At 53.4% G+C, this 21305-nt stretch carries 21 protein-coding genes, 1 pseudogene and 1 riboswitch; of the genes and pseudogenes, 12 read left to right on the top strand and 10 right to left on the bottom strand.

What is annotated here, in order from left to right; genetic code table 11:
- Positions 1–55: 55 nt before the first annotated feature.
- Positions 56–1966 carry an ATP-dependent DNA helicase gene (locus ABGB15_RS09255; protein ID WP_215722214.1) on the bottom strand — a complete coding sequence of 637 codons (1911 nt, stop codon included), beginning with the start codon at positions 1964–1966 and terminating at the stop codon, positions 56–58.
- A 131-nt stretch (positions 1967–2097) separates the two neighbouring features.
- Here ABGB15_RS09255 and ABGB15_RS09250 point away from each other — a divergent pair, with 131 nt between their 5' ends.
- On the top strand, positions 2098–2442 hold the full coding sequence (locus ABGB15_RS09250; protein ID WP_008500498.1) for a RidA family protein: 345 nt from the start codon (positions 2098–2100) through the stop codon (positions 2440–2442).
- Between the two features lie 6 nt (positions 2443–2448).
- Here ABGB15_RS09250 and ABGB15_RS09245 read toward each other — a convergent pair whose 3' ends face one another.
- The gene (locus tag ABGB15_RS09245) at positions 2449–2631 is read right to left on the bottom strand and encodes a YoaH family protein (protein ID WP_152081378.1); all 183 of its coding nucleotides are present in this window, start codon (positions 2629–2631) and stop codon (positions 2449–2451) included.
- A gap of 61 nt (positions 2632–2692) precedes the next feature.
- On the opposite strand from ABGB15_RS09245, the gene pabB reads away from it, so the two are divergent.
- The 4 genes from pabB to ABGB15_RS09225 all read left to right on the top strand — a co-directional run bounded on the left by pabB (position 2693) and on the right by ABGB15_RS09225 (position 7881).
- Positions 2693–4021, top strand: coding sequence for an aminodeoxychorismate synthase component 1 (gene pabB, locus ABGB15_RS09240; protein ID WP_215722404.1), 1329 nt, complete (start codon positions 2693–2695; stop codon positions 4019–4021).
- 3 nt (positions 4022–4024) lie between these two features.
- On the top strand, positions 4025–4603 hold the full coding sequence (locus tag ABGB15_RS09235; protein WP_215722215.1) for a CoA pyrophosphatase: 579 nt from the start codon (positions 4025–4027) through the stop codon (positions 4601–4603).
- Between the two features lie 184 nt (positions 4604–4787).
- Entirely contained in the window at positions 4788–6152 is a 1365-nt protein-coding gene (gene sdaA, locus ABGB15_RS09230; RefSeq protein WP_152081380.1) for an L-serine ammonia-lyase, read from the top strand.
- A 130-nt stretch (positions 6153–6282) separates the two neighbouring features.
- A complete protein-coding gene (locus ABGB15_RS09225; protein ID WP_215722216.1) occupies positions 6283–7881 on the top strand; it encodes an EAL domain-containing protein in 1599 nt (532 codons plus the stop codon).
- A 6-nt stretch (positions 7882–7887) separates the two neighbouring features.
- Here ABGB15_RS09225 and yoaE read toward each other — a convergent pair whose 3' ends face one another.
- Positions 7888–9447, bottom strand: coding sequence for a CNNM family cation transport protein YoaE (yoaE, locus tag ABGB15_RS09220; RefSeq protein WP_152081382.1), 1560 nt, complete (start codon positions 9445–9447; stop codon positions 7888–7890).
- A 463-nt stretch (positions 9448–9910) separates the two neighbouring features.
- Between yoaE and manX the strand changes: the two genes are divergently transcribed.
- From manX to mntP, 5 genes are all read left to right on the top strand, one after another.
- A complete protein-coding gene (manX, locus tag ABGB15_RS09215) occupies positions 9911–10873 on the top strand; it encodes a PTS mannose transporter subunit IIAB (protein ID WP_152081383.1) in 963 nt (320 codons plus the stop codon).
- Positions 10874–10920: 47 nt separating this feature from the next.
- Positions 10921–11721: a PTS mannose transporter subunit IIC gene (gene manY, locus ABGB15_RS09210; protein WP_003859914.1), complete on the top strand. Its 801-nt coding sequence runs from the start codon at positions 10921–10923 to the stop codon at positions 11719–11721.
- 12 nt (positions 11722–11733) lie between these two features.
- Positions 11734–12585: a PTS mannose transporter subunit IID gene (locus ABGB15_RS09205; RefSeq protein ID WP_045911197.1), complete on the top strand. Its 852-nt coding sequence runs from the start codon at positions 11734–11736 to the stop codon at positions 12583–12585.
- 56 nt (positions 12586–12641) lie between these two features.
- Entirely contained in the window at positions 12642–13100 is a 459-nt protein-coding gene (locus ABGB15_RS09200; RefSeq protein ID WP_215722217.1) for a DUF986 family protein, read from the top strand.
- 198 nt (positions 13101–13298) lie between these two features.
- Positions 13299–13487, top strand: a riboswitch (yybP-ykoY riboswitch).
- 10 nt (positions 13488–13497) lie between these two features.
- Positions 13498–14064 carry a manganese efflux pump MntP gene (gene mntP / locus ABGB15_RS09195; RefSeq protein ID WP_215722218.1) on the top strand — a complete coding sequence of 189 codons (567 nt, stop codon included), beginning with the start codon at positions 13498–13500 and terminating at the stop codon, positions 14062–14064.
- Here the strand turns inward: mntP and rlmA are convergent.
- The 6 genes and pseudogenes from rlmA to mgrB form a co-directional block, all read right to left on the bottom strand.
- On the bottom strand, positions 14061–14876 hold the full coding sequence (gene rlmA, locus ABGB15_RS09190; RefSeq protein ID WP_215722219.1) for a 23S rRNA (guanine(745)-N(1))-methyltransferase: 816 nt from the start codon (positions 14874–14876) through the stop codon (positions 14061–14063). The genes mntP and rlmA overlap by 4 nt on opposite strands.
- A 67-nt stretch (positions 14877–14943) precedes the next feature.
- The gene (gene ftsI, locus ABGB15_RS09185; protein WP_215722220.1) at positions 14944–16662 is read right to left on the bottom strand and encodes a peptidoglycan glycosyltransferase FtsI; all 1719 of its coding nucleotides are present in this window, start codon (positions 16660–16662) and stop codon (positions 14944–14946) included.
- 219 nt (positions 16663–16881) lie between these two features.
- On the bottom strand, positions 16882–17091 hold the full coding sequence (gene cspE / locus ABGB15_RS09180; protein WP_001062678.1) for a transcription antiterminator/RNA stability regulator CspE: 210 nt from the start codon (positions 17089–17091) through the stop codon (positions 16882–16884).
- Between the two features lie 12 nt (positions 17092–17103).
- Positions 17104–17248: pseudogene (locus ABGB15_RS09175) on the bottom strand (DUF2627 domain-containing protein).
- Between the two features lie 709 nt (positions 17249–17957).
- The gene (locus ABGB15_RS09170; RefSeq protein WP_152081389.1) at positions 17958–18245 is read right to left on the bottom strand and encodes a YebO family protein; all 288 of its coding nucleotides are present in this window, start codon (positions 18243–18245) and stop codon (positions 17958–17960) included.
- A 74-nt stretch (positions 18246–18319) separates the two neighbouring features.
- Positions 18320–18463 (bottom strand): PhoP/PhoQ regulator MgrB, encoded by a 144-nt coding sequence (gene mgrB / locus ABGB15_RS09165; protein WP_152081390.1) that lies wholly within the window; start codon positions 18461–18463, stop codon positions 18320–18322.
- A gap of 159 nt (positions 18464–18622) precedes the next feature.
- Here mgrB and ABGB15_RS09160 point away from each other — a divergent pair, with 159 nt between their 5' ends.
- A complete protein-coding gene (locus tag ABGB15_RS09160) occupies positions 18623–18862 on the top strand; it encodes a YobH family protein (protein WP_152084387.1) in 240 nt (79 codons plus the stop codon).
- 61 nt (positions 18863–18923) lie between these two features.
- Here the strand turns inward: ABGB15_RS09160 and kdgR are convergent, their stop codons facing one another.
- Positions 18924–19715 (bottom strand): DNA-binding transcriptional regulator KdgR, encoded by a 792-nt coding sequence (kdgR, locus tag ABGB15_RS09155; RefSeq protein WP_152081391.1) that lies wholly within the window; start codon positions 19713–19715, stop codon positions 18924–18926.
- A 178-nt stretch (positions 19716–19893) separates the two neighbouring features.
- Between kdgR and ABGB15_RS09150 the strand changes: the two genes are divergently transcribed.
- Positions 19894–21267 carry an MFS transporter gene (locus tag ABGB15_RS09150; RefSeq protein ID WP_313326310.1) on the top strand — a complete coding sequence of 458 codons (1374 nt, stop codon included), beginning with the start codon at positions 19894–19896 and terminating at the stop codon, positions 21265–21267.
- Positions 21268–21305: the final 38 nt, after the last annotated feature.

Raw genomic sequence — 21305 nt, 5'->3', positions numbered from 1 at the left:
CTCTCGCAGTGGTCAGTCACAAAATGGCGCGCATCTTAGCATACTCCGGGGCAAATTACTCCGCCGTTGGGTTAGCCAGGAAACGGACTGCGCGTTTAATGTCACGCGTGCGTGGCGCGGGCGGCAGGCTTGCCAGAAAGGTGGCACCGTAAGGGCGCATCACCAGTCGGTTGTCGCAGATCACCAGCACGCCGCGATCGGTGACGTCGCGGATCAGACGCCCGACACCCTGTTTCAGGGTTATCACCGCGTCGGGTAACTGCACGTCGTCGAAGGGATCGCCCCCGCGCAGACGGCAATCTTCCATTCGCGCTTTCAGCAGCGGATCGTCCGGGGAGGTAAACGGCAGTTTGTCGATGATCACCAGTGAAAGCGCATCGCCGCGCACGTCCACCCCTTCCCAGAAGCTGCTGGTTGCCACCAGCAACGCGTTACCCGCACTGACAAACTGTTGCAGCAGTTGTCCCTTGCTGGTTTCCCCCTGCAGCAGAACCGGCAGTGCCATGGTGGCACGGAACTGTTCTGCCAGGTCGCGCATCATGGCGTGGGAGGTACAGAGCATAAAGCAGCGGCCATTGTTGGCCTCAATCATCGGTTTCAGCATCGCCGCAAGAAGGCGCGCTGCACCGGGCTGATTCGGCAACGGTAAATTGCGCGGCACACAGAGCAACGCCTGCTTTTCGTAATCAAACGGACTTGGCAGCAGCAGTGATTCCGCCTGCTCAATCCCCAGACGCTCGGTAAAGTGGTGCAGATCGTCATTCACTGACAGCGTTGCCGAGGTGAAGATCCAGCTCCCCGGTTTTTGCGCCATCACCTCTTTAAATTTATCCGCGACCGTCAGCGGCGTCAGGGCCAGCGTGAAGTGACGCGAGGTACATTCATACCAGTAACTAAACCCTGGCTGGTTGATCTCTTTCAGCCTTTTGAGCCGTCCGCGGTAGAGCGTGGCGCGCTCAAAAGCGGCATCCAGCAGCGCGGAGCGACCGAGTGACAATTTTGCCACGTCGTAACAGAGTTCAAGCGCATCATCCAGCAGCAACAAGGCGCGCTGGATATTTTTGTCCGCCAGCAGTTCACGCAGGTTGCCGCGATAACCTGGCTCGCCAAGATGTAAGCGGAAATCCTGCGCGCTTTGCGCCAGACGGTCGGCACATTTCTGTAGCTGCTGGGTATCTTTTAATTCGGTGCGATAGGCGATGGTGAAATCTTTCGCCAGATCCTGCAACTGGCGGCTGGAGAGCGACTGGCCGAAATACTGGCTGGCGATATCCGGAAGCTGGTGGGCTTCATCGAAGATCATCACGTCCGCTTCAGGGATGAGTTCGCCAAAGCCGCTGTCTTTGACCACCATATCCGCGAGGAACAGATGGTGGTTAACCACCACCACATCGGCGTCCATGGCGGTTTTACGCGCTTTCACCACAAAACAGTCTTTATACAGCGGGCAGTCGCTGCCGAGGCAGTTGTCGTTGGTACTGGTGACCAGCGGCCAGGCAGGGGAATCTTCCGGTACGCTCGCGCAGGTGCTGATATCCCCCTCTTCCGTCTGGTTGGCCCAGGCGCGAAGGATAATGACATCGCTCAGGGTTTGTACCGGCAGGTCGCCTCCCGCCAGCGCCTGCTGTTCAAGCCTTTCCAGGCAGAGATAGTTAGACCGCCCTTTCAGCAGCGCCAGACGACCTTTATATTTCAGCGCTTTTGCAACCGTCGGTAAATCACGGCTGTAGAGCTGATCCTGCAGAGCTTTCGACCCTGTCGAGACAATCACTTTCTTTTTCGCCCGAAGCGCCGGGGCGAGGTAAGCGTAGGTTTTACCCGTGCCGGTTCCGGCCTCAACCACCAGCGGTTGTGCGTTATCGATTGCGCGTGCAACGGCGTGCGCCATCTGACGCTGTGGTTCACGCGGTTTGAAGCCGGGGATGGCCTGCGCTAACTGACCTTCAGGGGAAAAATCGTCTGCCACGGTGCTCTCTCACTGTATTTTTGCACAGGGATTATGTCAGCCCATTCTCTCCTGTGCCACCCCAAATAGTGACGAAGGGAGAACAATATGGCAGTCTTGCCGCCTGATATGAAAATAACGAGGAAACGTTTATGACAATCGTGCGCATTGATGCCGAAGCCCGCTGGTCTGATGTGGTGATCCATAACCAGACGCTTTACTACACTGGTGTTCCGGCTAATCTTGACGCCGATGCCTTTGAGCAGACGGCGAACACCCTGGCGCAGATCGACGCCGTACTGGAAAAACAGGGCAGCGATAAATCCCGCATTCTGGATGCGACGATTTTCCTGGCGAATAAAGACGATTTCGCGGCGATGAATAAAGCGTGGGATGCGTGGGTCGTAGCGGGTCATGCGCCTGTACGCTGCACCGTACAGGCCACACTGATGAAACCGGAATACAAGGTAGAGATTAAGATTATCGCGGCGGTCTGAGCCGGATTACTCTTCGTCCTCATCCTCGAAACGCGCCACGATCCGCTCGCCGGTATGGCTGGCGCGAAGTTCTTCCGCCACCTGCGCAATCGCCTGCCCGCTGCTCATCCCCTGGGACATCAGCTCCTGGATGCGCTCAACGGCTTTCTGCTGTTGGTCATGACTGAGAGAAGGTAAACCTGCAAACATCGTCAACTCCTGCTAAATTATTCGCGCTAATTATTTCACGCTGCCCGGTAGTATGCCACACATGAACATGCGCTTCCCCACTGTCATTACTTTGCCCTGGCGTTCTGACGCCGCGGAATTCTGGTTTGCCCGCCTGAGCCACCTTCCTTTTGCGATGCTGCTGCACTCTGGCTACGCGGCGCACCCATACAGCCGTTTTGATATTCTGGTGGCCGATCCGCTAAAGACGCTGACAACCGATGACCAGTCGCCGACGGACGATCCGCTGATGCAGCTTCAGCAAGAAATCAGCGCGCTGAAATTATCCGCTACACCGAACCCGGACCTCCCTTTCCAGGGTGGGGCGCTGGGCTTGTTTGGCTACGATCTGGGTCGCCGTTTCGAAACGCTGCCGAACCACGCGAAAGAGGATATCCCGCTGCCCGATATGGCTGTGGGGCTGTACGACTGGGCATTGATTGTCGATCACCACCGTCAGGTGGTTTCCCTGCTTAGCCATTCAGATGTGAATGCCCGTCTCGCCTGGCTTGAGGCGCAAAAGCCTGCACCCGCCGACGCATTCAGCTTGACCTCAGACTGGCGTTCAAACATGAGCAGGCAGGAATATGCAGAGAAATTCGCACGCGTTCAGGCTTATCTGCAAAGCGGCGATTGTTACCAGGTCAACCTCGCTCAGCGTTTCCAGGCAACCTATCAGGGCGACGAGTGGCAGGCGTTTACCCGCCTTAATGCCAGTAACCGCGCACCGTTTAGCGCGTTCATACGTCTCGAACACGGCGCGATCCTCAGCCTTTCCCCCGAGCGGTTTATCCATCTTGCGGATGGCACCATTCAGACGCGCCCGATCAAAGGCACGCTTCCGCGTCTGGCCGATCCCGTTGCCGATCGCCTTCAGGCAGAAAAGCTGGCTGCGTCACCAAAAGATCGCGCCGAAAACCTGATGATTGTCGATTTGATGCGCAATGACATTGGCCGCGTCGCGGAACCGGGCAGCGTGCGCGTGCCCGAACTGTTCGTTGTTGAGCCGTTCCCCGCGGTGCATCATCTGGTCAGCACCGTTATCGCGCGCTTACCCGAAGCTCGCACCGCCTGCGATCTGCTGCGAGCCGCCTTTCCCGGTGGCTCCATCACCGGTGCACCAAAAGTGCGGGCAATGGAGATCATCGATGAGCTGGAGCCGCACCGCCGCAATGCCTGGTGTGGCAGCATCGGCTATGTGAGCCTGTGCGGCACCATGGATACCAGCATTACCATCCGCACCCTCACCGCCTGCAACGGAAACCTGTACTGTTCCGCAGGCGGCGGCATTGTTGCCGATAGTCAGGTCGAGGCGGAATATCAGGAAACCTTTGATAAAGTTAACCGTATCCTGAAACAACTGGAGAACTAACGGGTGGAAAAAGAGAACCTGACGCTGGATGATTTTTTATCACGCTTTCAGCTGTTACGTCCGCAAGTGAACCGTGAAACCTTGAACAGCCGCCAGGCTGCGGTGCTGATCCCGGTGGTACGCCGTGAGCAGCCCGGTTTGCTGCTCACGCAACGTTCACCGCATATGCGTAAACACGCGGGTCAGGTTGCTTTTCCGGGAGGCGCGGTGGACAGCACCGATGCGTCGTTAATTGCCGCAGCACTCCGTGAAGCGCAGGAAGAGGTCGCCATTCCGCCTGAAGCCGTCGAAATTATTGGCGTCCTGCCACCGGTCGACAGTGTCACCGGCTTTCAGGTAACGCCGGTGGTCGGCATTATTCCGCCCGATCTTCAGTACCACGCCAGTGTCGATGAAGTCTCTGCCGTGTTTGAAATGCCGCTGGAAGAGGCGCTTCGCCTGGGGCGTTACCACCCACTGGATATCCAGCGTCGGGGCCATGCCCATCGGGTCTGGTTGTCCTGGTATCAGCATTATTTTGTCTGGGGCATGACGGCGGGCATCATTCGTGAGCTGGCGCTGCAAATCGGCCTGAAGCCTTGACTATACTTTACATTCCACCCTCTTCTGCCAGGTTTGCGATCGGCGTCGCGCTATTAGCAAAACCATCGTTAACCATTAGTTTAATTCATGTGAATAGTTAAGCCGAGGTGGATGTTCCCTCTTACACTATGCGCAGTTATAACATCGTTACTGGAACCCCGGTAACCCTGTCAGGAGTGTGAAAGTGATTAGTATATTCGACATGTTCAAAGTGGGAATTGGTCCTTCTTCTTCCCATACTGTCGGGCCGATGAAGGCCGGTAAACAGTTCGTCGATGATCTGGTCGAAAAAGGATTACTGGAAAGCGTTACCCGTGTCGCCGTGGATGTCTACGGCTCGCTGTCTCTCACGGGTAAAGGCCACCACACCGATATCGCCATTATTATGGGTCTGGCAGGTAACATGCCGGACACTGTTGATATTGATGCCATTCCGGCATTCATCCGCGACGTGGAAACGCGCGGACGCCTGCTGCTGGCGAACGGCCAGCACGAAGTGGATTTCCCGCAGGATGACGGCATGCGTTTTCGCAGCGACAACCTGCCGCTGCATGAAAACGGCATGACCATCCACGCCTGGAACGGCGAGAAAGAAATTTACAGCAAAACGTATTACTCCATTGGCGGTGGTTTCATCGTCGATGAAGAGCACTTTGGCAAAGAGTCCGCAGGCGATGTCAACGTGCCGTATCCGTTCAAATCGGCGACTGAGATGCTTGCGTTTTGCAAAGAGACGGGCTTGTCGCTCTCCGGCATGGTGATGCAGAACGAACTGGCGCTGCACAGCAAAAAAGAGATTGAAGACTATTTTGCCAACGTGTGGCAGACCATGCGTGCCTGTATCGACCGCGGCATGAACACCGAAGGCGTGCTGCCGGGCCCTCTGCGCGTACCGCGCCGTGCTTCAGCGTTGCGCCGTATGCTGGTCACCACCGACAAATACTCCAACGATCCAATGAACGTGGTGGATTGGGTGAATATGTTTGCGCTGGCGGTGAACGAAGAGAATGCGGCAGGTGGGCGTGTTGTTACCGCGCCAACGAACGGCGCTTGCGGTATCGTTCCGGCAGTGCTGGCTTACTATGACCACTTTATCGAGCCTGTGACTGCAGACATCTACATTCGTTATTTCCTGGCGGCAGGCGCGATTGGCGCATTGTATAAGATGAATGCGTCGATCTCGGGTGCTGAAGTGGGCTGCCAGGGTGAAGTGGGTGTGGCCTGTTCCATGGCCGCTGCGGGCCTTGCAGAACTGCTGGGCGCGAGCCCTGAGCAGGTGTGCGTGGCAGCGGAAATCGGCATGGAGCATAACCTCGGTTTGACCTGCGATCCGGTTGCGGGCCAGGTGCAGGTGCCGTGCATTGAGCGTAACGCCATTGCCTCGGTGAAAGCGATCAACGCCTCGCGTATGGCCATGCGCCGTACCAGCGAACCTCGCGTATCGCTGGATAAGGTTATCGAAACCATGTACGAAACCGGCAAAGACATGAACGCGAAGTACCGTGAGACCTCCCGTGGCGGTCTGGCTATTAAGGTGCAGTGCGACTAATACTCCTTTCGCCCGTCTGCAACGGATGGGCGAATTTTTTCCTCACGTCTCGTCTGATGACGCATTCCCCACTACACTTTCTCTGTTGCTTCCGGCTTTTGGGGCTGGCAGCGTAACGGGCGACCGTGTCATGCAAAATGCACAAACGATAATCAAAAAATATCGCCGAAAACGCGTTATCGTCTGTGGGACGGTTGCGCTCCTTACGCTCATCCTCACGCTGGGCATCCGCTTTATTTCACAGCGTAATAGTAATCAGGATCGGATACTCGAATTTGCCAGCCATACCGTTCACTCGCTGGATAATATTTTGCTTTCACTGGAAAACAGCCGTGACGCGCTACTCCCTCTGGTGGGGCAACCCTGCCCACAGGCTCACCTTGTGTTGCGAAAGCAAGCCGCCATTCTGCAGACCGTGCGTTCTATTGCCCTGATTAAAGAAGGCATCCTCTACTGTTCAAGTATTTTCGGAACGCGGCGTGTCCCGATAAACGATTTTCAAGCGGTTTTGCCCGCCGCAGAGCCAAAGCTAATTTTATCGACGGATCAGTGGCTGTTGAAAGGCAGCCCGATCCTTGTCCAGTGGTATCCCGTCTCTCTGAGCGGTCAGGATGGGGTGATGGAGATTGTGAATATCGATCTCATCACCAAAATGATACTTGAGCCACAACGACCGCTGATTACTGACGTTGTGCTGAGGGTGGGCGACAGTTTTCTGCGTTACGGCCAGCAGGTCACTGACAAATTAACGTTGAGCAGCAACGACGCGCGGATGCAGCAAGCCTCAGCGCATTATCCTTTCACTATTACCGTAAGCAGCCCTGGTCCGGGCAAAATGGCGCTAAAAAATCTCCCCACGCAACTTCCACTGGCGCTAATGCTCAGTTTACTGGTGGGTTATATTGTCTGGCTGGCCACCGCACGCCGGATGAGCTTCACCTGGGAGATCAATATGGGGCTTGCGGCGCGGGAATTTGAGCTTTTCTGCCAGCCGCTGGTGAATGCCCGCACCCAGGACTGCATCGGTGTTGAGATCCTGCTGCGCTGGAAGAACCCACGTCAGGGCTGGATCTCACCCGATGTGTTTATCCCACTGGCGGAGGAACATAACCTGATTGTGCCGCTGACCCGCTACGTCATCAGCGAAACGGTACGCCAGATAGGGTATTTCCCGGCATCAAGCGGTTTTCATATTGGCATCAACGTTGCCGCCAGCCATTTTCGTCACGCCACCCTGCTGCAGGATCTCAACCGCTCCTGGTTCAGCGCCAGGCCGATTCAGCAACTGGTGATTGAACTGACAGAGCGTGATGCGCTGAAGGATGTGGATTATCGCATTGTCCGTGAGCTGCATCATAAAGGAGTGAAACTTGCCATTGATGACTTCGGCACCGGGAACAGTTCCCTCTCCTGGCTCGAAAAACTTCATCCGGACGTGCTGAAAATTGACCGGTCCTTCACCACTGCAATCGGTACCGATGCCGTGAATTCGACGGTGATGGATATCATTATCGCTCTGGGGCAACGGCTGAATATTGAACTGGTTGCAGAAGGGGTTGAAACCGAGGAGCAGTCGCGGTATTTGCGTCACCACGGTGTGCATATCTTGCAGGGATTTTTCTATGCCCGGCCCATGCCGCTGCGGGAGTTTCCGAAATGGCTGGCGGGGAGCACGCCCCCGCCAGCGCATCATAACGGACACATCGTGCCCTTGATGCCATTACGTTAGAAAGGCTTATTCTTCTTCGTCATGTGCTGATTGCTCTTTAACAATGCGCACCATATCAACGCGATAATCGTTGGCTTCGACAATCGTGATATGTAACGGCGGCAATTCAATGACATCGCCGACATGCGGGATTTGCCCGTTAACAGCAATGACCAGCCCTGCCACGGTGGCAATGTCTTCATCGTCATTAACGACGTTCTCTACACCCAGCGTATGCGAGAGCGCATGCAGGTCGGTCGTTCCTTTCACCAGCCAGCCTTCACCATCAGCAACGATTTCCGGCGTTTCGTCCGCATCCGGGAACTCGCCGGCAATCGCTTCAAGTACGTCCAGCGGCGTGACAAGGCCCTGCACCACGCCAAACTCGTTGGTCACGATGACGAAGCTCCCGCGCGCGCGGCGCAGCACACCCAGCAGGTTAATAGGGTCCAGCGTTTCCGGTACGACAATAGCAGGCGACGCGGCCGCAATGGCTTCAACGTTGACGCCCTCTTCCAGCGCCACCAGCATCTCTTTTGCACGCACCACGCCGATGATTTCATCCAGTTCACCGCGGCAAACCGGGAACAGGCTGTGCGGTGAAGAGAGCAACTGCTGGCGGATCTCATCGACGCTCAGATTGGCATCCACCCAGCTGATTTCACCGCGCGGGGTCATAATGCCGCGCAGCGAGCGGGACGCCAGGGAGAGTACGCCGTTAATCATGTAGCGCTCTTCTTCCACAAATGCGCCTTCAGGAACCGGAACCGGGTTGCGGCTCTCGGAATCAGACTGCACGTTTACCTGGCGACGACCGCCCATCAGACGCAGGATGGCGTCCGCGGTGCGGGCACGCAGCGGCAATGTGGACTGCTGCTTAATAAAGTTACGACGCGCAATCTGGTTAAACAGCTCGATAAGAATCGAGAAGCCAATCGCGGCGTACAGGTAGCCTTTCGGAATATGGAAGCCAAAGCCTTCCGCCACCAGGCTCAGACCAATCATCAGCAGGAAGCTCAGACACAGCACCACCACCGTCGGGTGTTGGTTCACGAAACGCGTCAGCGGTTTCGAGGCCAGCAGCATGACCGCCATTGCAATGACAACCGCCGCCATCATGACCGGCAGGTGGTTCACCATGCCGACCGCCGTGATCACCGCATCCAATGAGAAGACGGCATCCAGCACGACAATCTGCAGAACAACAACCCAGAAGCTGGCATAGCCTTTACCGTGACCGTCATCGTGCTGACGGTTCTCCAGCCGTTCATGTAGCTCTGTTGTGGCTTTGAACAGCAGGAATATCCCCCCCAGCAACATGATCAGGTCACGTCCTGAGAAGGTGAAATCCATGACGGTAAACAGCGGTTTCGTCAGCGTAACCATCCACGAAATTACGGACAGCAGTGCCAGACGCATAACCAGCGCCAGCGAGAGGCCAATCAGACGTGCTTTATCACGCTGTTTTGGCGGTAGCTTATCCGCGAGGATGGCGATAAACACCAGGTTATCAATGCCGAGAACGATCTCCAGCACAACCAGCGTGAGCAATCCCACCCAGATTGACGGGTCCATTAAGAATTCCATGACAAGCTCCTGCTAAAGGAATGACCAAACGGTGCCCCGATTAGAGTGGGCGAATCAATGGCAGACAGAGTTGATGCGTGGCGAGGTTCGCCGGTGAAAAAGGCGCGAAATGGCCTGGTAGATGACTGACGTCGGTGACGATCCATACAGTGGGCTGCTGCCCTCTACTCCTGAACAATTAAACGGAGGCTAAACATATCAGAGACAACAGCTTTTTAGCAAAGATTTACGTTCCTTTGCAAAGATCTGTAACACAAGTGCTTTACCCTACAGGAAATTCTGTAATGCGAAGCTAAATTACGGATCTTCATCACATAAATTATTTTTTCACTATCTAAAATAATTCGCGGAAGTCTTAGTTTATTGAACTCTAACCCTTATCTGAATCGATTCGGTTTACGAGATACGATTCTCAGTACGACTGCCCGGCAGGCGTATTAATGATAATAAAAGGAGGTAGCAAGTGACCATTGCTATTGTCATAGGCACACATGGTTGGGCTGCAGAACAGCTACTCAAAACCGCAGAGATGCTGTTAGGCGAGCAGGAAAACGTCGGCTGGATCGATTTCGTTCCCGGTGAAAACGCCGAGACGCTGATAGAGAAGTACACTGCTCAACTGGAAAAGCTGGATACCAGCAAAGGCGTGCTGTTTCTCGTTGATACATGGGGCGGCAGTCCGTTTAACGCGGCCAGCCGTATTGTCGTCGATAAAGAGCATTATGAAGTCGTCGCAGGGGTGAATATCCCGATGCTGGTGGAAACCTTCATGGCACGTGACGATAACCCGAGTTTCGATGAACTGGTGGCGCTGGCCGTTGAAACCGGTCGCGAAGGCGTGAAAGCGCTGAAAGCACAGCCAGTTGAGAAACCCGCTCCAGCCGTTGCGGCACCGAAAGCTGCAGCACCCGCGAAGCCGATGGGCCCGAACGATTATATGGTTATCGGCCTTGCCCGTATCGATGACCGTCTGATCCACGGCCAGGTGGCAACGCGCTGGACCAAAGAAACGAACGTTAAGCGCATTATCGTGGTCAGCGACGATGTCGCCGCCGACAAGGTGCGTAGTACCCTTCTGACTCAGGTTGCACCGCCGGGCGTTACCGCGCACGTGGTGGATGTCGCCAAAATGATCCGCGTTTATAACAACCCGAAATATGCGGGTGAACGCGTGATGCTCCTGTTCACAAACCCGACAGACGTCGAGCGCATTGTTGAAGGCGGCGTGAAAATCACCTCCGTCAACATTGGTGGTATGGCTTTCCGTCAGGGCAAAACGCAGGTCAACAACGCGATTTCAGTCGACGAGAAAGATATCGAGGCATTCAACAAACTGAATGCGCGCGGTATTGAGCTGGAAGCCCGTAAGGTTTCCACAGATCAGAAACTGAAAATGATGGATTTGATCGGCAAAGTTGGGAAATAAGCCCGCGCCGGTTTTTCACATAAAGCATAGGTAATAGGAGAAGTACAATGGAGATTACCACTCTTCAGATTGTGCTGGTGTTCATCGTCGCGTGTATTGCGGGTATGGAATCCGTACTTGATGAATTTCAGTTCCACCGTCCTCTGGTGGCCTGTACGTTGATTGGTGCCGTTCTCGGTGATATGAAAACCGGTATCATCATCGGTGGTACGCTGGAGATGATCGCCCTCGGCTGGATGAACATCGGTGCGGCGGTTGCGCCTGATGCCGCGCTGGCGTCCATTATTTCAACCGTTCTGGTTATTGCCGGTCACCAAAGCATCGGTGCAGGTATCGCCCTGGCTATCCCGCTGGCAGCAGCAGGCCAGGTTCTGACCATCATCGTTCGTACTATCACCGTTGCATTCCAGCACGCGGCAGATAAGGCGGCCGAAAATGGCAACCTGACGGCGCTATCCTGGATTCACGTCTCGTCCCTGTTCCTGCAGGCGATGCGTATCGCTATCCCGGCCGTAATCGTTGCAATCTCTGTAGGAACCAGTGAAGTTCAGGGCATGTTGAATGCGATCCCTGAAGTGGTCACCAGCGGTCTGAACATTGCCGGTGGTATGATCGTGGTAGTAGGTTATGCGATGGTTATCAACATGATGCGCGCAGGCTACCTGATGCCGTTCTTCTACCTCGGCTTCGTTACCGCTGCATTCACTAACTTTAACCTGGTTGCTCTGGGTGTGATTGGCGCAGTGATGGCGATTCTCTACATCCAGCTGAGCCCGAAATATAACCGCGTTGCGGGTGCCCCAGCGCAGGCTGCTGGTAATAACGATCTCGATAACGAACTGGACTAGCAGGTGAGCGAAATGGTTGATATGACTAAAACTACCACTGAGAAAAAACTCACTCCGGGTGATATTCGTGGCGTGTTCATCCGTTCTAACCTGTTTCAGGGTTCATGGAACTTCGAACGTATGCAGGCGCTGGGCTTCTGCTTCTCCATGGTGCCGGCAATCAAACGCCTGTATCCGGAAAACAACGAAGCGCGTCGTCAGGCGATTAAGCGTCACCTGGAATTCTTCAACACCCATCCTTATGTAGCAGCACCGGTACTGGGCGTTACGCTGGCGATGGAAGAACAACGTGCCAACGGCGCAGAGATTGACGATGGTGCCATCAACGGTATCAAAGTCGGTCTGATGGGCCCGCTGGCTGGCGTAGGTGACCCAATCTTCTGGGGTACCGTGCGTCCGGTCTTTGCGGCACTGGGTGCCGGTATCGCGATGAGCGGCAGCCTGCTTGGTCCACTGCTGTTCTTCATCCTGTTCAATGCGGTGCGTCTGCTGACCCGTTACTACGGCGTAGCTTACGGCTACCGTAAAGGCGTGGATATCGTTAAGGATATGGGCGGCGGCTTCCTGCAAAAACTGACTGAGGGGGCGTCAATCCTCGGCCTGTTTGTCATGGGGGCGCTGGTTAACAAGTGGACACACGTGAACATCCCGCTGGTGGTATCGACCATCACCGGTCAGGATGGTCAGACCCGTGTCACCACCGTACAGACCATTCTGGACCAGCTGATGCCGGGCCTTGTCCCGCTGCTGCTGACCTTCGCCTGTATGTGGTTGCTGCGTAAGAAAGTTAACCCACTCTGGATCATCGTTGGCTTCTTCGTCATCGGTATCGCGGGCTACGCTATCGGCCTGCTGGGTCTGTAAGACATAACGTTATATACGCCGGGGGCTTGCCCCCGGTTTTTTTATCTGGAGGATGAATGACTGTCACGGACATCGTACTGGTTTTGTTTATTGTTGCCCTTCTGGCTTACGCGATCTATGACGAGTTCATCATGCCCCGCCGCCACGGCGAGACGCTACTTGCCCTTCCCCTCCTGCGACGCGGTCGCGTTGATGCGTTTATCTTCGCTGGCCTGATCGTCATTCTGATTTACAACAACGTCACCAGCCACGGTGCAATATTAACCACATGGTTATTATGTGCGCTGGCATTAATGGCCGTTTATCTCTTCTGGGTCCGTACGCCTAAAATCATTTTCAAAAAAGCGGGATTCTTCTTCGCCAATGTGTGGATAGAATATAACCGTATTAAAGAGATGAATTTATCTGAAGACGGTGTATTAGTGATGCAATTAGAACAGCGCCGCCTGCTTATTCGCGTCAGGAATATAGACGACCTCGAAAAAATATATAAGTTACTTGTTAAAACTCAATAAGTTAAACACATAGCTTTGGCTATATTCTGGCGTTTTCTCATACAATGAATATAGCCTGAGCTATATTCCGAAGAGATATTTCACTTATACTTATTAACGTTATTTTTACGCATAAATCTAAATGAAAATCGTTATCAACGAGTTAATGAAATAATACTTCTCTGTTGTTGTTTTATATTCTCAAAATATGTTAAGGTTGCGCCCGTCGTTGGGGAGTAGCCGATTTCCTGCTCACAGGAAATGTACGTGTCAACATACTCGTTGAAAAACGTGGCACGTACGGATCGCTTTCAGCACATTTACGTGCAGGGTGGTCAGGCGAGACCATAGATACATCAACTGCTGTTTACTGGGGGCAGTGATGTGTCATATGGATATCCCCGGTCTGGACGCTCTTATGAATATCTCCGCTACGATCCTTCTGGCTTTCGGCATGTCCATGGACGCATTTGCTGCGTCGATCGGCAAAGGTGCCACGCTCCACAAACCTAAATTCTCTGAAGCACTGCGTACCGGTCTGATCTTTGGCGCTATCGAAACGCTGACACCGCTTATCGGCTGGGGTCTTGGCATGCTCGCCAGCCAGTTTGTGCTGGAGTGGAATCACTGGATCGCGTTTGTGCTGCTGGTGTTCCTCGGCGGCCGAATGGTTCTTGAAGGTTTTCGCGGTAACAGCGATGAAGATGACGAGCCTCAGCACCGCCACGGCTTCTGGCTACTGGTAACAACTGCGATTGCCACCAGCCTTGACGCGATGGCGGTTGGGGTCGGTCTGGCATTCCTGCAGGTCAATATTATTGCCACCGCGCTGGCAATTGGTTGCGCCACGCTGATTATGTCTACGGTGGGAATGATGGTCGGCCGCTTTATTGGTCCGCTGCTGGGCAAACGAGCCGAGATCTTAGGTGGCATCGTGTTAATTGGGATTGGTGCCCAGATCCTCTGGGCACACTTCGCGGGTTAAACGTCGCGCTGCCAGCAGTGGATACTGAAATCCGTCTGGCAGCGAAATTCTGACTGCGTCGCTAACGTTTTCCACACTTCAGGTTTTGCCCGCCATGCAAACGGTGTCATCTGAAGCAATGCCACGGCTTCCTCACCTTTCAGCTTCATCTCATACGCTACCGACTGCGCCTGCCTGAGCGAAAAATCCGACAGTTGCTCTGAATGTGGCGCATGCAGGCGTACTTCATCGTAGATCAGCCCTTTCAGCTCCATCAGATGCCGCGGACCCGGCGTGACGGTAATCACCCATCCGCCCGGTTTCACGACGCGCGCCAGCTCTTCCGCTTTACAGGGCGCATAGATACGTACCACGGCATCCATACTGGCATCGTCGAACGGCAGCCTGTGGCTTGAGGCTACGCAGAACGTTACGGCTGAATAGCGTTTTGCCGCCGCGCGAATGGCAACCTTTGAGACATCCAGCCCATACGTTTCTGCGCCTTTCTCACCAGCCATCTCAGCAAACGCTGCAGTGTAGTAACCTTCACCACAGCCGATATCGAGCATAGCCGTTGCGTTCACCGACAGGTGTTCACCCAGCACCGCCGCGACAGTATCTCTGAGCGGCTGATAGTTCCCGGCATCAAGAAACGCACGCCGCGCCTGCATCATCTCCGCGCTGTCACCCGGATCGCGGGAACGCTTATGCTGCACCGGCAGAAGATTCACATACCCTTCTTTCGCCATATCAAACTGGTGTCCCTGCGGACAGACAAAACTTTTCGCTGAGCGCGCGAGCCGCGCGTGGCAAAGGGGACAACTGAAAGACATGGTGACTCCGGGCATTCTTCAAAGGGCGAAAGTGTACCGTTATTCGCCAGGGTTATAAACGGCTGGGTTAACGCATGACGATGAGATGTTCAGAATCTGCCGCCAGGCCGTCCGGTTTCACGTTTTCCAGCCGCAGAACGTTACCCATGATCTCGCTGAAAACCGGTGCAGAAACCGCCCCGCCGTAATATGCCCCGTTTTGTGGATCGTTTATTACCACCACCAGCGCAAAACGCGGATCGCTGGCGGGCGCAACGCCTGCGGTATAGGCCACATATTTATCAACGTACTGCCCCCTATCGTCGATTTTTTTCGCCGTGCCGGTTTTTACCGCCACGCGGTAATCACGCACAGCCGCTTTAATGCCCCCACCGCCTGGAAGCGCAACGCTCTCCATCATATGTTCCACCTCGTGGGCGATCTCTTCAGGCATTACCCTGTGGCCCATTACAGGAGGATCGATACGGGTGATCGACAGAGGGCGCTCAAGACCGTAGCTCCCGATGGTGGCGTAAACATGCGCCAGCTGCAGCGGCGTCACCATCAAACCATAGCCAAAGGCAAACGTGGCGCGATCGAGCTGGCTCCAGAATTTACGTTGTGGCAATAGCCCGGCACTCTCGCCCGTTAAGCCAAGCCCGGTGCTCGTGCCAAAGCCAAAATTCTTATAGGTATCCAGTAACCGCTGGATGGGCATCGCCAGAGATAGACGTGAGACACCCGTATCGCTCGATTTTTGCAGAATACCGGTCATCGTCAGCTCCGGATAGTAACCCACATCACGGATGCGGTGACCATCAAGCATATAGGGTCGGGTGTCGATTACGCTGTCTGGCTGTACCAGCCCCTGCTGCAGCGCCGTCATCAGCACCAGGGGCTTAACGGTGGAGCCGGGCTCGAAGGTGTCGCTGATCGCACGGTTGCGAAAATCATCTAACGTCGCACCCTCCCGGTTGTTTGGGTTGAAGTCCGGGAAACTCGCCATCGCGAGAATTTCGCCCGTTTGCACGTTAATCAGCACTGAAGCACCTGACTCGGCTTTATTCCAGGCCACCGCGTTATCCAGTGCATCTTCGGTAATAGTTTGCAGGCGCTCATCGATGCTCAGTTGAATATTATGCGCAGGCACAGGAGCCACTTCCGTCAGATTTTCGACCACATGTCCGTAGCGGTCCTCCCTCACCTGCCTGACGCCGGCCTTACCGGTAAGTTGTGTATTAAAACTCTTCTCGACGCCTTCAATACCCTGACCATCAATGTTGGTGAAACCAATCAGGTTAGCCGCCACGTGACCCGCCGGATAAAAGCGTCGAGACTCATCGCGCAGATTAATACCTGGCAGATTCAGCTTGTCGATCCACTGCGCCTGAGAAGGGTCCACCTGGCGCGCAAGATAGATAAATCGCCCCTTTGGATTACTGTTAATCCGGGACGCCAGCGTACCCAGAGAGAGATGCAGAGCATTCGCCAGCGCCTGCCAGCGGTCATCAAACCCTACGCCCCCTTTTGCCAGTACCGTTTTCGGGTCTGCCCAGACAGCTCTGACCGGCACGCTCACGGCAAGCGGTCGGCCTTCGCGGTCAACGATCATGCCACGCGGGGCATCAATCGCGACTTCACGCAAAGAGCGCATATCTTCCTGTTTTACCAGGTTGTCTGGTTTGATGATTTGCAGCCAGGCCACGCGGCCTAACAGGAAAGCGAGACTACAAAAGATGGCAAGACAGAGTAGAGCAAAACGCGCCGGAGTGAAATTTCCGGTGGTCATTATCGTTTTCTTTTTCACCTGAACCCCAGGACTGTTAAACAACGGCCTGATTTAACGGGAAAAAACATCTGAAGGGAGCGAAAACAATGCTAATAACCTCGTAGCTTTGCAACAAGTTACTAACAAGAGAGGCAAACGTAATATTTTGAAAGATAAAGCAATAAAAAAGCCCCGCACGATGCGAGGCTTCATGTCTGAGATCGAAGCGCATAAGCACTTCAGTCAGCAGTGGTTCGATCAGATAGCAGTTACGTTAACTGCAGCTGGGCCTTTCTGGCCGTCCTGAATTTCGAACTCAACGTTCTGGCCTTCAGCCAGAGTTTTGAAGCCGTTACCCTGGATTGCAGAGAAGTGTACGAACACGTCTTTGCTACCGTCAGCAGGAGTAATGAAACCAAAACCTTTAGACTCGTTGAACCACTTAACTTGACCTTTAATCTTTGCCATTTGCAAAATTCCTTAGAGTGTTTTCTTAGCCCGCGGGCATTGACTTAGATAAAACTGAGACATTACTGCATGAGGCACTAATATAAGGTTCGGCAGAGAAGCGGTATTCAACGACAACGTGTTTACTCAGGACTTCTTTACTGAAAATGCCACACATAAACAGAACTGTACCTCGTTTGACCCAAAACGTGTTATCACATACAACGTTTAATATGGCAAGCCATTTTTAAACGTGTCTCGATCCGCCGCACAAATTCTGGGGCTTCCCTGCAACGTTCTGCACAATTATGCGTGTTGCTAAAGGAGGCTTTCCAGTTTTAACTGCCTTACGACTGCATTCGCAACCGCTGTAATCTAAGACATTTTTACCATAGCTCAATCATTTTAAAGCGTCCAGATCCCGGTTAAAGTTTTCTCAACGCAATGATTGAGTTAGAACAAATTGTGAAAACTTATGCTGAAATCTTTGTAACACGTCGGGAATGTTACAAGAAAAATACGGGGTTAACGGTGTCGCACTGGCTGTATTAATTTTCACCGTTTAATAAACATCTTTTGCACTAAAATAATGAAATTTTTATGACTCTGCCTCAAAAGAAGGCAAGCAAAACGTTTCGATAAAAATAAACCCGGTGTTGATAGGTTCAAATACAGAATATATGCAACTTAATGGTGCCTGAGCGATAAGGATAAATATTCGCCAGTTTTCAGTATCCTGAATGAATTATTAACTGATACTACATTTGCGTGGGACGCATGAACCCGGAACATACGGTTTTAGCGCGATAAGGCATGGCAGTTTTTTGTTCGCGATCACGGGAGGGTTTTACCCTGACATGGCCAGGCCGCCTCCCGCATATGACAGATTAACGTTCTGCCACCAGGCGAATGAAATCGTCTTCGTCGTCTTTATTTTCAACAACCGCTTCTTTCGGTGCTTCTTTTTCTGGCTCGTTGGCTTCACACAGGCGACGCAGCAGCGCGTTCTGGCGTTTCTGCTGATCGAGTAGCGCTTCTAACAGTTCAATTTGCTCGTTCGTGCGAGAACTGGCGCGGTTAACGAAAAACCACAACACCAGACCCACCACCAGGATCACCAATGCGATCGCCAGGGATGCGATGCTTAGCAGCCCCGAATTCAGTAACTCACCCATTTCACCACCTCGATAAAAACAGCTATTTTACCACTGGCGCGAAGGAAGGAAATCACCTTAAGAAAAAATGCGTTCTACCACGGGATAAACTTATTGATTGCACAAATGCCACTAAAAAACTGTACATCCTGATCGCACATCACATTGATCGTCTGTGTCCAGAGCACCACACATGCAATCAACACGATAACCAGAATTACCCAGCGTATTTTTTTCACTCCACACTCCGTCTTATGACCTGATGCGACCAGGTTATCACGGTTATCTTAAACAAGGGCTAACTGTAACCCTATCAAACTCTTTTCGGAATCATGCACTTGTTTCACAGGGTGAACCGTTTACGCTTAGCACATGACAACAAAGATAAAGAGGCAATGATGAAGTTTATCATTCGTACCATTATTGTACTGGCCATTTTATGGATTGGCCTTCTGTTAACCGGATACGGTGTACTTGTGGGAAGCAACGAAAACGCTGCAGGATTAGGTATCCAGTGTAAGTACCTGACAGCCCAGGGCGTGAGCACAGCACAGTATTTGCATTCGGATAGTGGGATCATTGGCTTAACGAACTGCCCGGTTCTGCGAAAAATGGCCGTAGTCGTTGATAACGGCTAACGCTTCAACGTAACCACGAAAACGCCGCAACAGATGCGGCGTTTTTTATTCTCAGCAAGGTTTAGAAGGGATAATCGTTATAACCCATCTGCTCAGAAATTTTACGGGCAGCAGTATGCAGAATAGCGACATACTCATGTAAACGCTCTTCCGAGAAACGCAGTGTCGGGAATGAAATGCTCAGGCCCGCAATCACCACGCCAAAGCGGTCAAAAACAGGCACGCCGATACAGCGCAGGCCTTCTTCCTGCTCTTCGTTATCTTCACCGTAACCCTGCTCACGCACTTTATCGAGCACGGCCAGCAGCTCATCAGTGCTGGTGATGGTACGCCCGGTGCTGCGTTTGTATTCAACGCCTTCGAGGATCTGTTTCACCTCTTCGCGATCGCGCCATGCCAGCAGCACTTTACCAATCGCGGTACTGTACAGCGGGTTGCGACGACCAATACGGGAATACATGCGCAGGTTATACATGGAGTCAATTTTGTGGATGTAGACGATACTGTCTTCATCCAGCGCCCCCAGGTGGACGGTCTCTTTCGTCAGACGAGAAAGTTCACGCATCTGAATGTCTGCGCTACGGATCAGATCCACATTTTGCAGCGCCCGCGCGCCCAGCTCAAACAGCTTCAGCGTCAGAGAATACTTTTCCGATTCGCCTTCCTGAGCGACATAACCCAACGATTTCATGGTTTGCAAAAAGCGATAAACGGTGCTCTTCGACATCATTACACGCTGCGACAACTCTGTAATACCAATTTCACGCTCTTCTCCGAGCGCCTGTAAGATGCCAAACACCTTCAGCACGGAAGAAACAGAATCTGGCTGCTTATCCAAATCTGCGATTGCCATTTATCACCTCATGGAGAGTGTTTTATAAAATTCAGAACCGGTTTTTATTATAAATTCGTGTCATGTTACCTGCAATCAATCTGCGTTTACTTCGTTACAAATCTGCGACATAAAACCGAATTAACGATGCTAAAATAGTTACTCTGAGAATAATTTCACCTTGAGTCTTTCATTTCCCATGGAAAAAAATCCTTCCGATGGCCTGCCCTTACCGCAGCGGTATGGCGCAATTGCCACGATTATTATCGGCATTTCAATGGCGGTTCTCGACGGGGCTATTGCCAACGTCGCGCTTCCAACCATCGCCAGCGACCTGCATGCCTCGCCTGCCAGCTCCATCTGGATCGTCAATGCGTACCAGATAGCCATTGTGGTTTCACTACTGTCACTCTCATTCCTGGGCGATATGTTTGGCTACCGTCGGGTCTACCAGTGTGGACTGGTGGTCTTTACCCTGACCTCACTCTTTTGCGCGCTTTCGGATTCATTGCATACCCTGACGCTGGCGCGTATTGCTCAGGGTTTCGGTGGCGCGGCCCTGATGAGCGTGAATACTGCGCTGATACGGCTCATTTATCCGCAACGCCATCTTGGGCGCGGTATGGGGATTAACTCGTTTATTGTGGCGGTTTCATCGGCAGCCGGGCCTACCATTGCGGCGGCAATTCTCTCTGTCGCCTCCTGGCAGTGGCTGTTTGCAATCAACGTGCCGCTGGGCATTGTGGCAATCGTTTTTGCCCTACGCTATCTCCCGGCTAATGGCCCTAAAAGCACCATGCCACGTTTCGATCTGCCAAGTGCAGTGATGAACGCACTGACTTTCGGCCTGCTTATCACTGCGCTGAGCGGCTTTGCACAAGGCCAGTCACTGAGTTTAATTGCCGCTGAAGTGGCCGCCATGCTGGCGATCGGCTTCTTCTTCGTGCGTCGCCAGCTGGCATTGCCTGTACCTTTGTTGCCGGTAGACCTCTTACGTATCCCGCTGTTTTCACTCTCTATCTGCACCTCAATTTGTTCATTCTGCGCCCAGATGCTGGCACTGGTTTCTCTGCCCTTCTTTTTACAAAGCGTGGTTGGCCGTTCAGAGGTGGAAACAGGTTTACTGTTAACGCCGTGGCCACTGGCGACGATGGTGATGGCACCGCTGGCAGGCTATTTAATTGAGCGTGTGCATGCCGGGCTGCTGGGCGCACTCGGGCTGGTCGTGATGGCCGCAGGATTGTTTGCTCTGGCATTGCTTCCCGCTTCGCCAACCGATCTGGATATTATCTGGCGGATGATCCTGTGCGGTGCCGGTTTCGGTCTTTTTCAGTCACCAAACAATCACACCATTATTACTTCTGCCCCACGCCATCGCAGTGGTGGAGCCAGTGGAATGCTGGGTACAGCTCGCCTTCTGGGACAAAGCACCGGCGCGGCATTGGTGGCCTTAATGTTTAACCTCGCCGGACAAAACGGTACTCACGTTGCATTGTTCACCGCCGGAACGCTGGCGACTGTCGCCGCGATTGTCAGCGGGCTTCGCGTGACGCAGCCCGGCGCGCAGGCATAAAAAAAGCCGGGCGGAGTGCTCTCCTGCCCGGCTTTGTT

The sequence above is a fragment of the Enterobacter sp. MALB-1 genome (assembly GCF_041021625.1).
GTDB classification, from domain to species: Bacteria; Pseudomonadota; Gammaproteobacteria; order Enterobacterales; family Enterobacteriaceae; genus Enterobacter; species Enterobacter oligotrophicus.
This window is presented reverse-complemented; position numbering and strand designations above follow the sequence as displayed.

Bases quoted from the DNA above. Each gene is read 5' to 3' on its own strand.
- ABGB15_RS09250 (WP_008500498.1), top strand. From the start codon at position 2,098: ATGACAATCGTGCGCATTGATGCCGAAGCCCGCTGGTCTGATGTGGTG.
- ABGB15_RS09245 (WP_152081378.1), bottom strand. From the start codon at position 2,631: ATGTTTGCAGGTTTACCTTCTCTCAGTCATGACCAACAGCAGAAAGCC.
- pabB (WP_215722404.1), top strand. From the start codon at position 2,693: ATGAACATGCGCTTCCCCACTGTCATTACTTTGCCCTGGCGTTCTGAC.
- ABGB15_RS09225 (WP_215722216.1), top strand. From the start codon at position 6,283: ATGCAAAATGCACAAACGATAATCAAAAAATATCGCCGAAAACGCGTT.
- yoaE (WP_152081382.1), bottom strand. From the start codon at position 9,447: ATGGAATTCTTAATGGACCCGTCAATCTGGGTGGGATTGCTCACGCTG.
- manY (WP_003859914.1), top strand. From the start codon at position 10,921: ATGGAGATTACCACTCTTCAGATTGTGCTGGTGTTCATCGTCGCGTGT.
- ABGB15_RS09205 (WP_045911197.1), top strand. From the start codon at position 11,734: ATGGTTGATATGACTAAAACTACCACTGAGAAAAAACTCACTCCGGGT.
- ABGB15_RS09200 (WP_215722217.1), top strand. From the start codon at position 12,642: ATGACTGTCACGGACATCGTACTGGTTTTGTTTATTGTTGCCCTTCTG.
- mntP (WP_215722218.1), top strand. From the start codon at position 13,498: ATGAATATCTCCGCTACGATCCTTCTGGCTTTCGGCATGTCCATGGAC.
- rlmA (WP_215722219.1), bottom strand. From the start codon at position 14,876: ATGTCTTTCAGTTGTCCCCTTTGCCACGCGCGGCTCGCGCGCTCAGCG.
- cspE (WP_001062678.1), bottom strand. From the start codon at position 17,091: ATGGCAAAGATTAAAGGTCAAGTTAAGTGGTTCAACGAGTCTAAAGGT.
- ABGB15_RS09170 (WP_152081389.1), bottom strand. From the start codon at position 18,245: ATGGGTGAGTTACTGAATTCGGGGCTGCTAAGCATCGCATCCCTGGCG.
- ABGB15_RS09160 (WP_152084387.1), top strand. From the start codon at position 18,623: ATGAAGTTTATCATTCGTACCATTATTGTACTGGCCATTTTATGGATT.
- kdgR (WP_152081391.1), bottom strand. From the start codon at position 19,715: ATGGCAATCGCAGATTTGGATAAGCAGCCAGATTCTGTTTCTTCCGTG.
- ABGB15_RS09150 (WP_313326310.1), top strand. From the start codon at position 19,894: ATGGAAAAAAATCCTTCCGATGGCCTGCCCTTACCGCAGCGGTATGGC.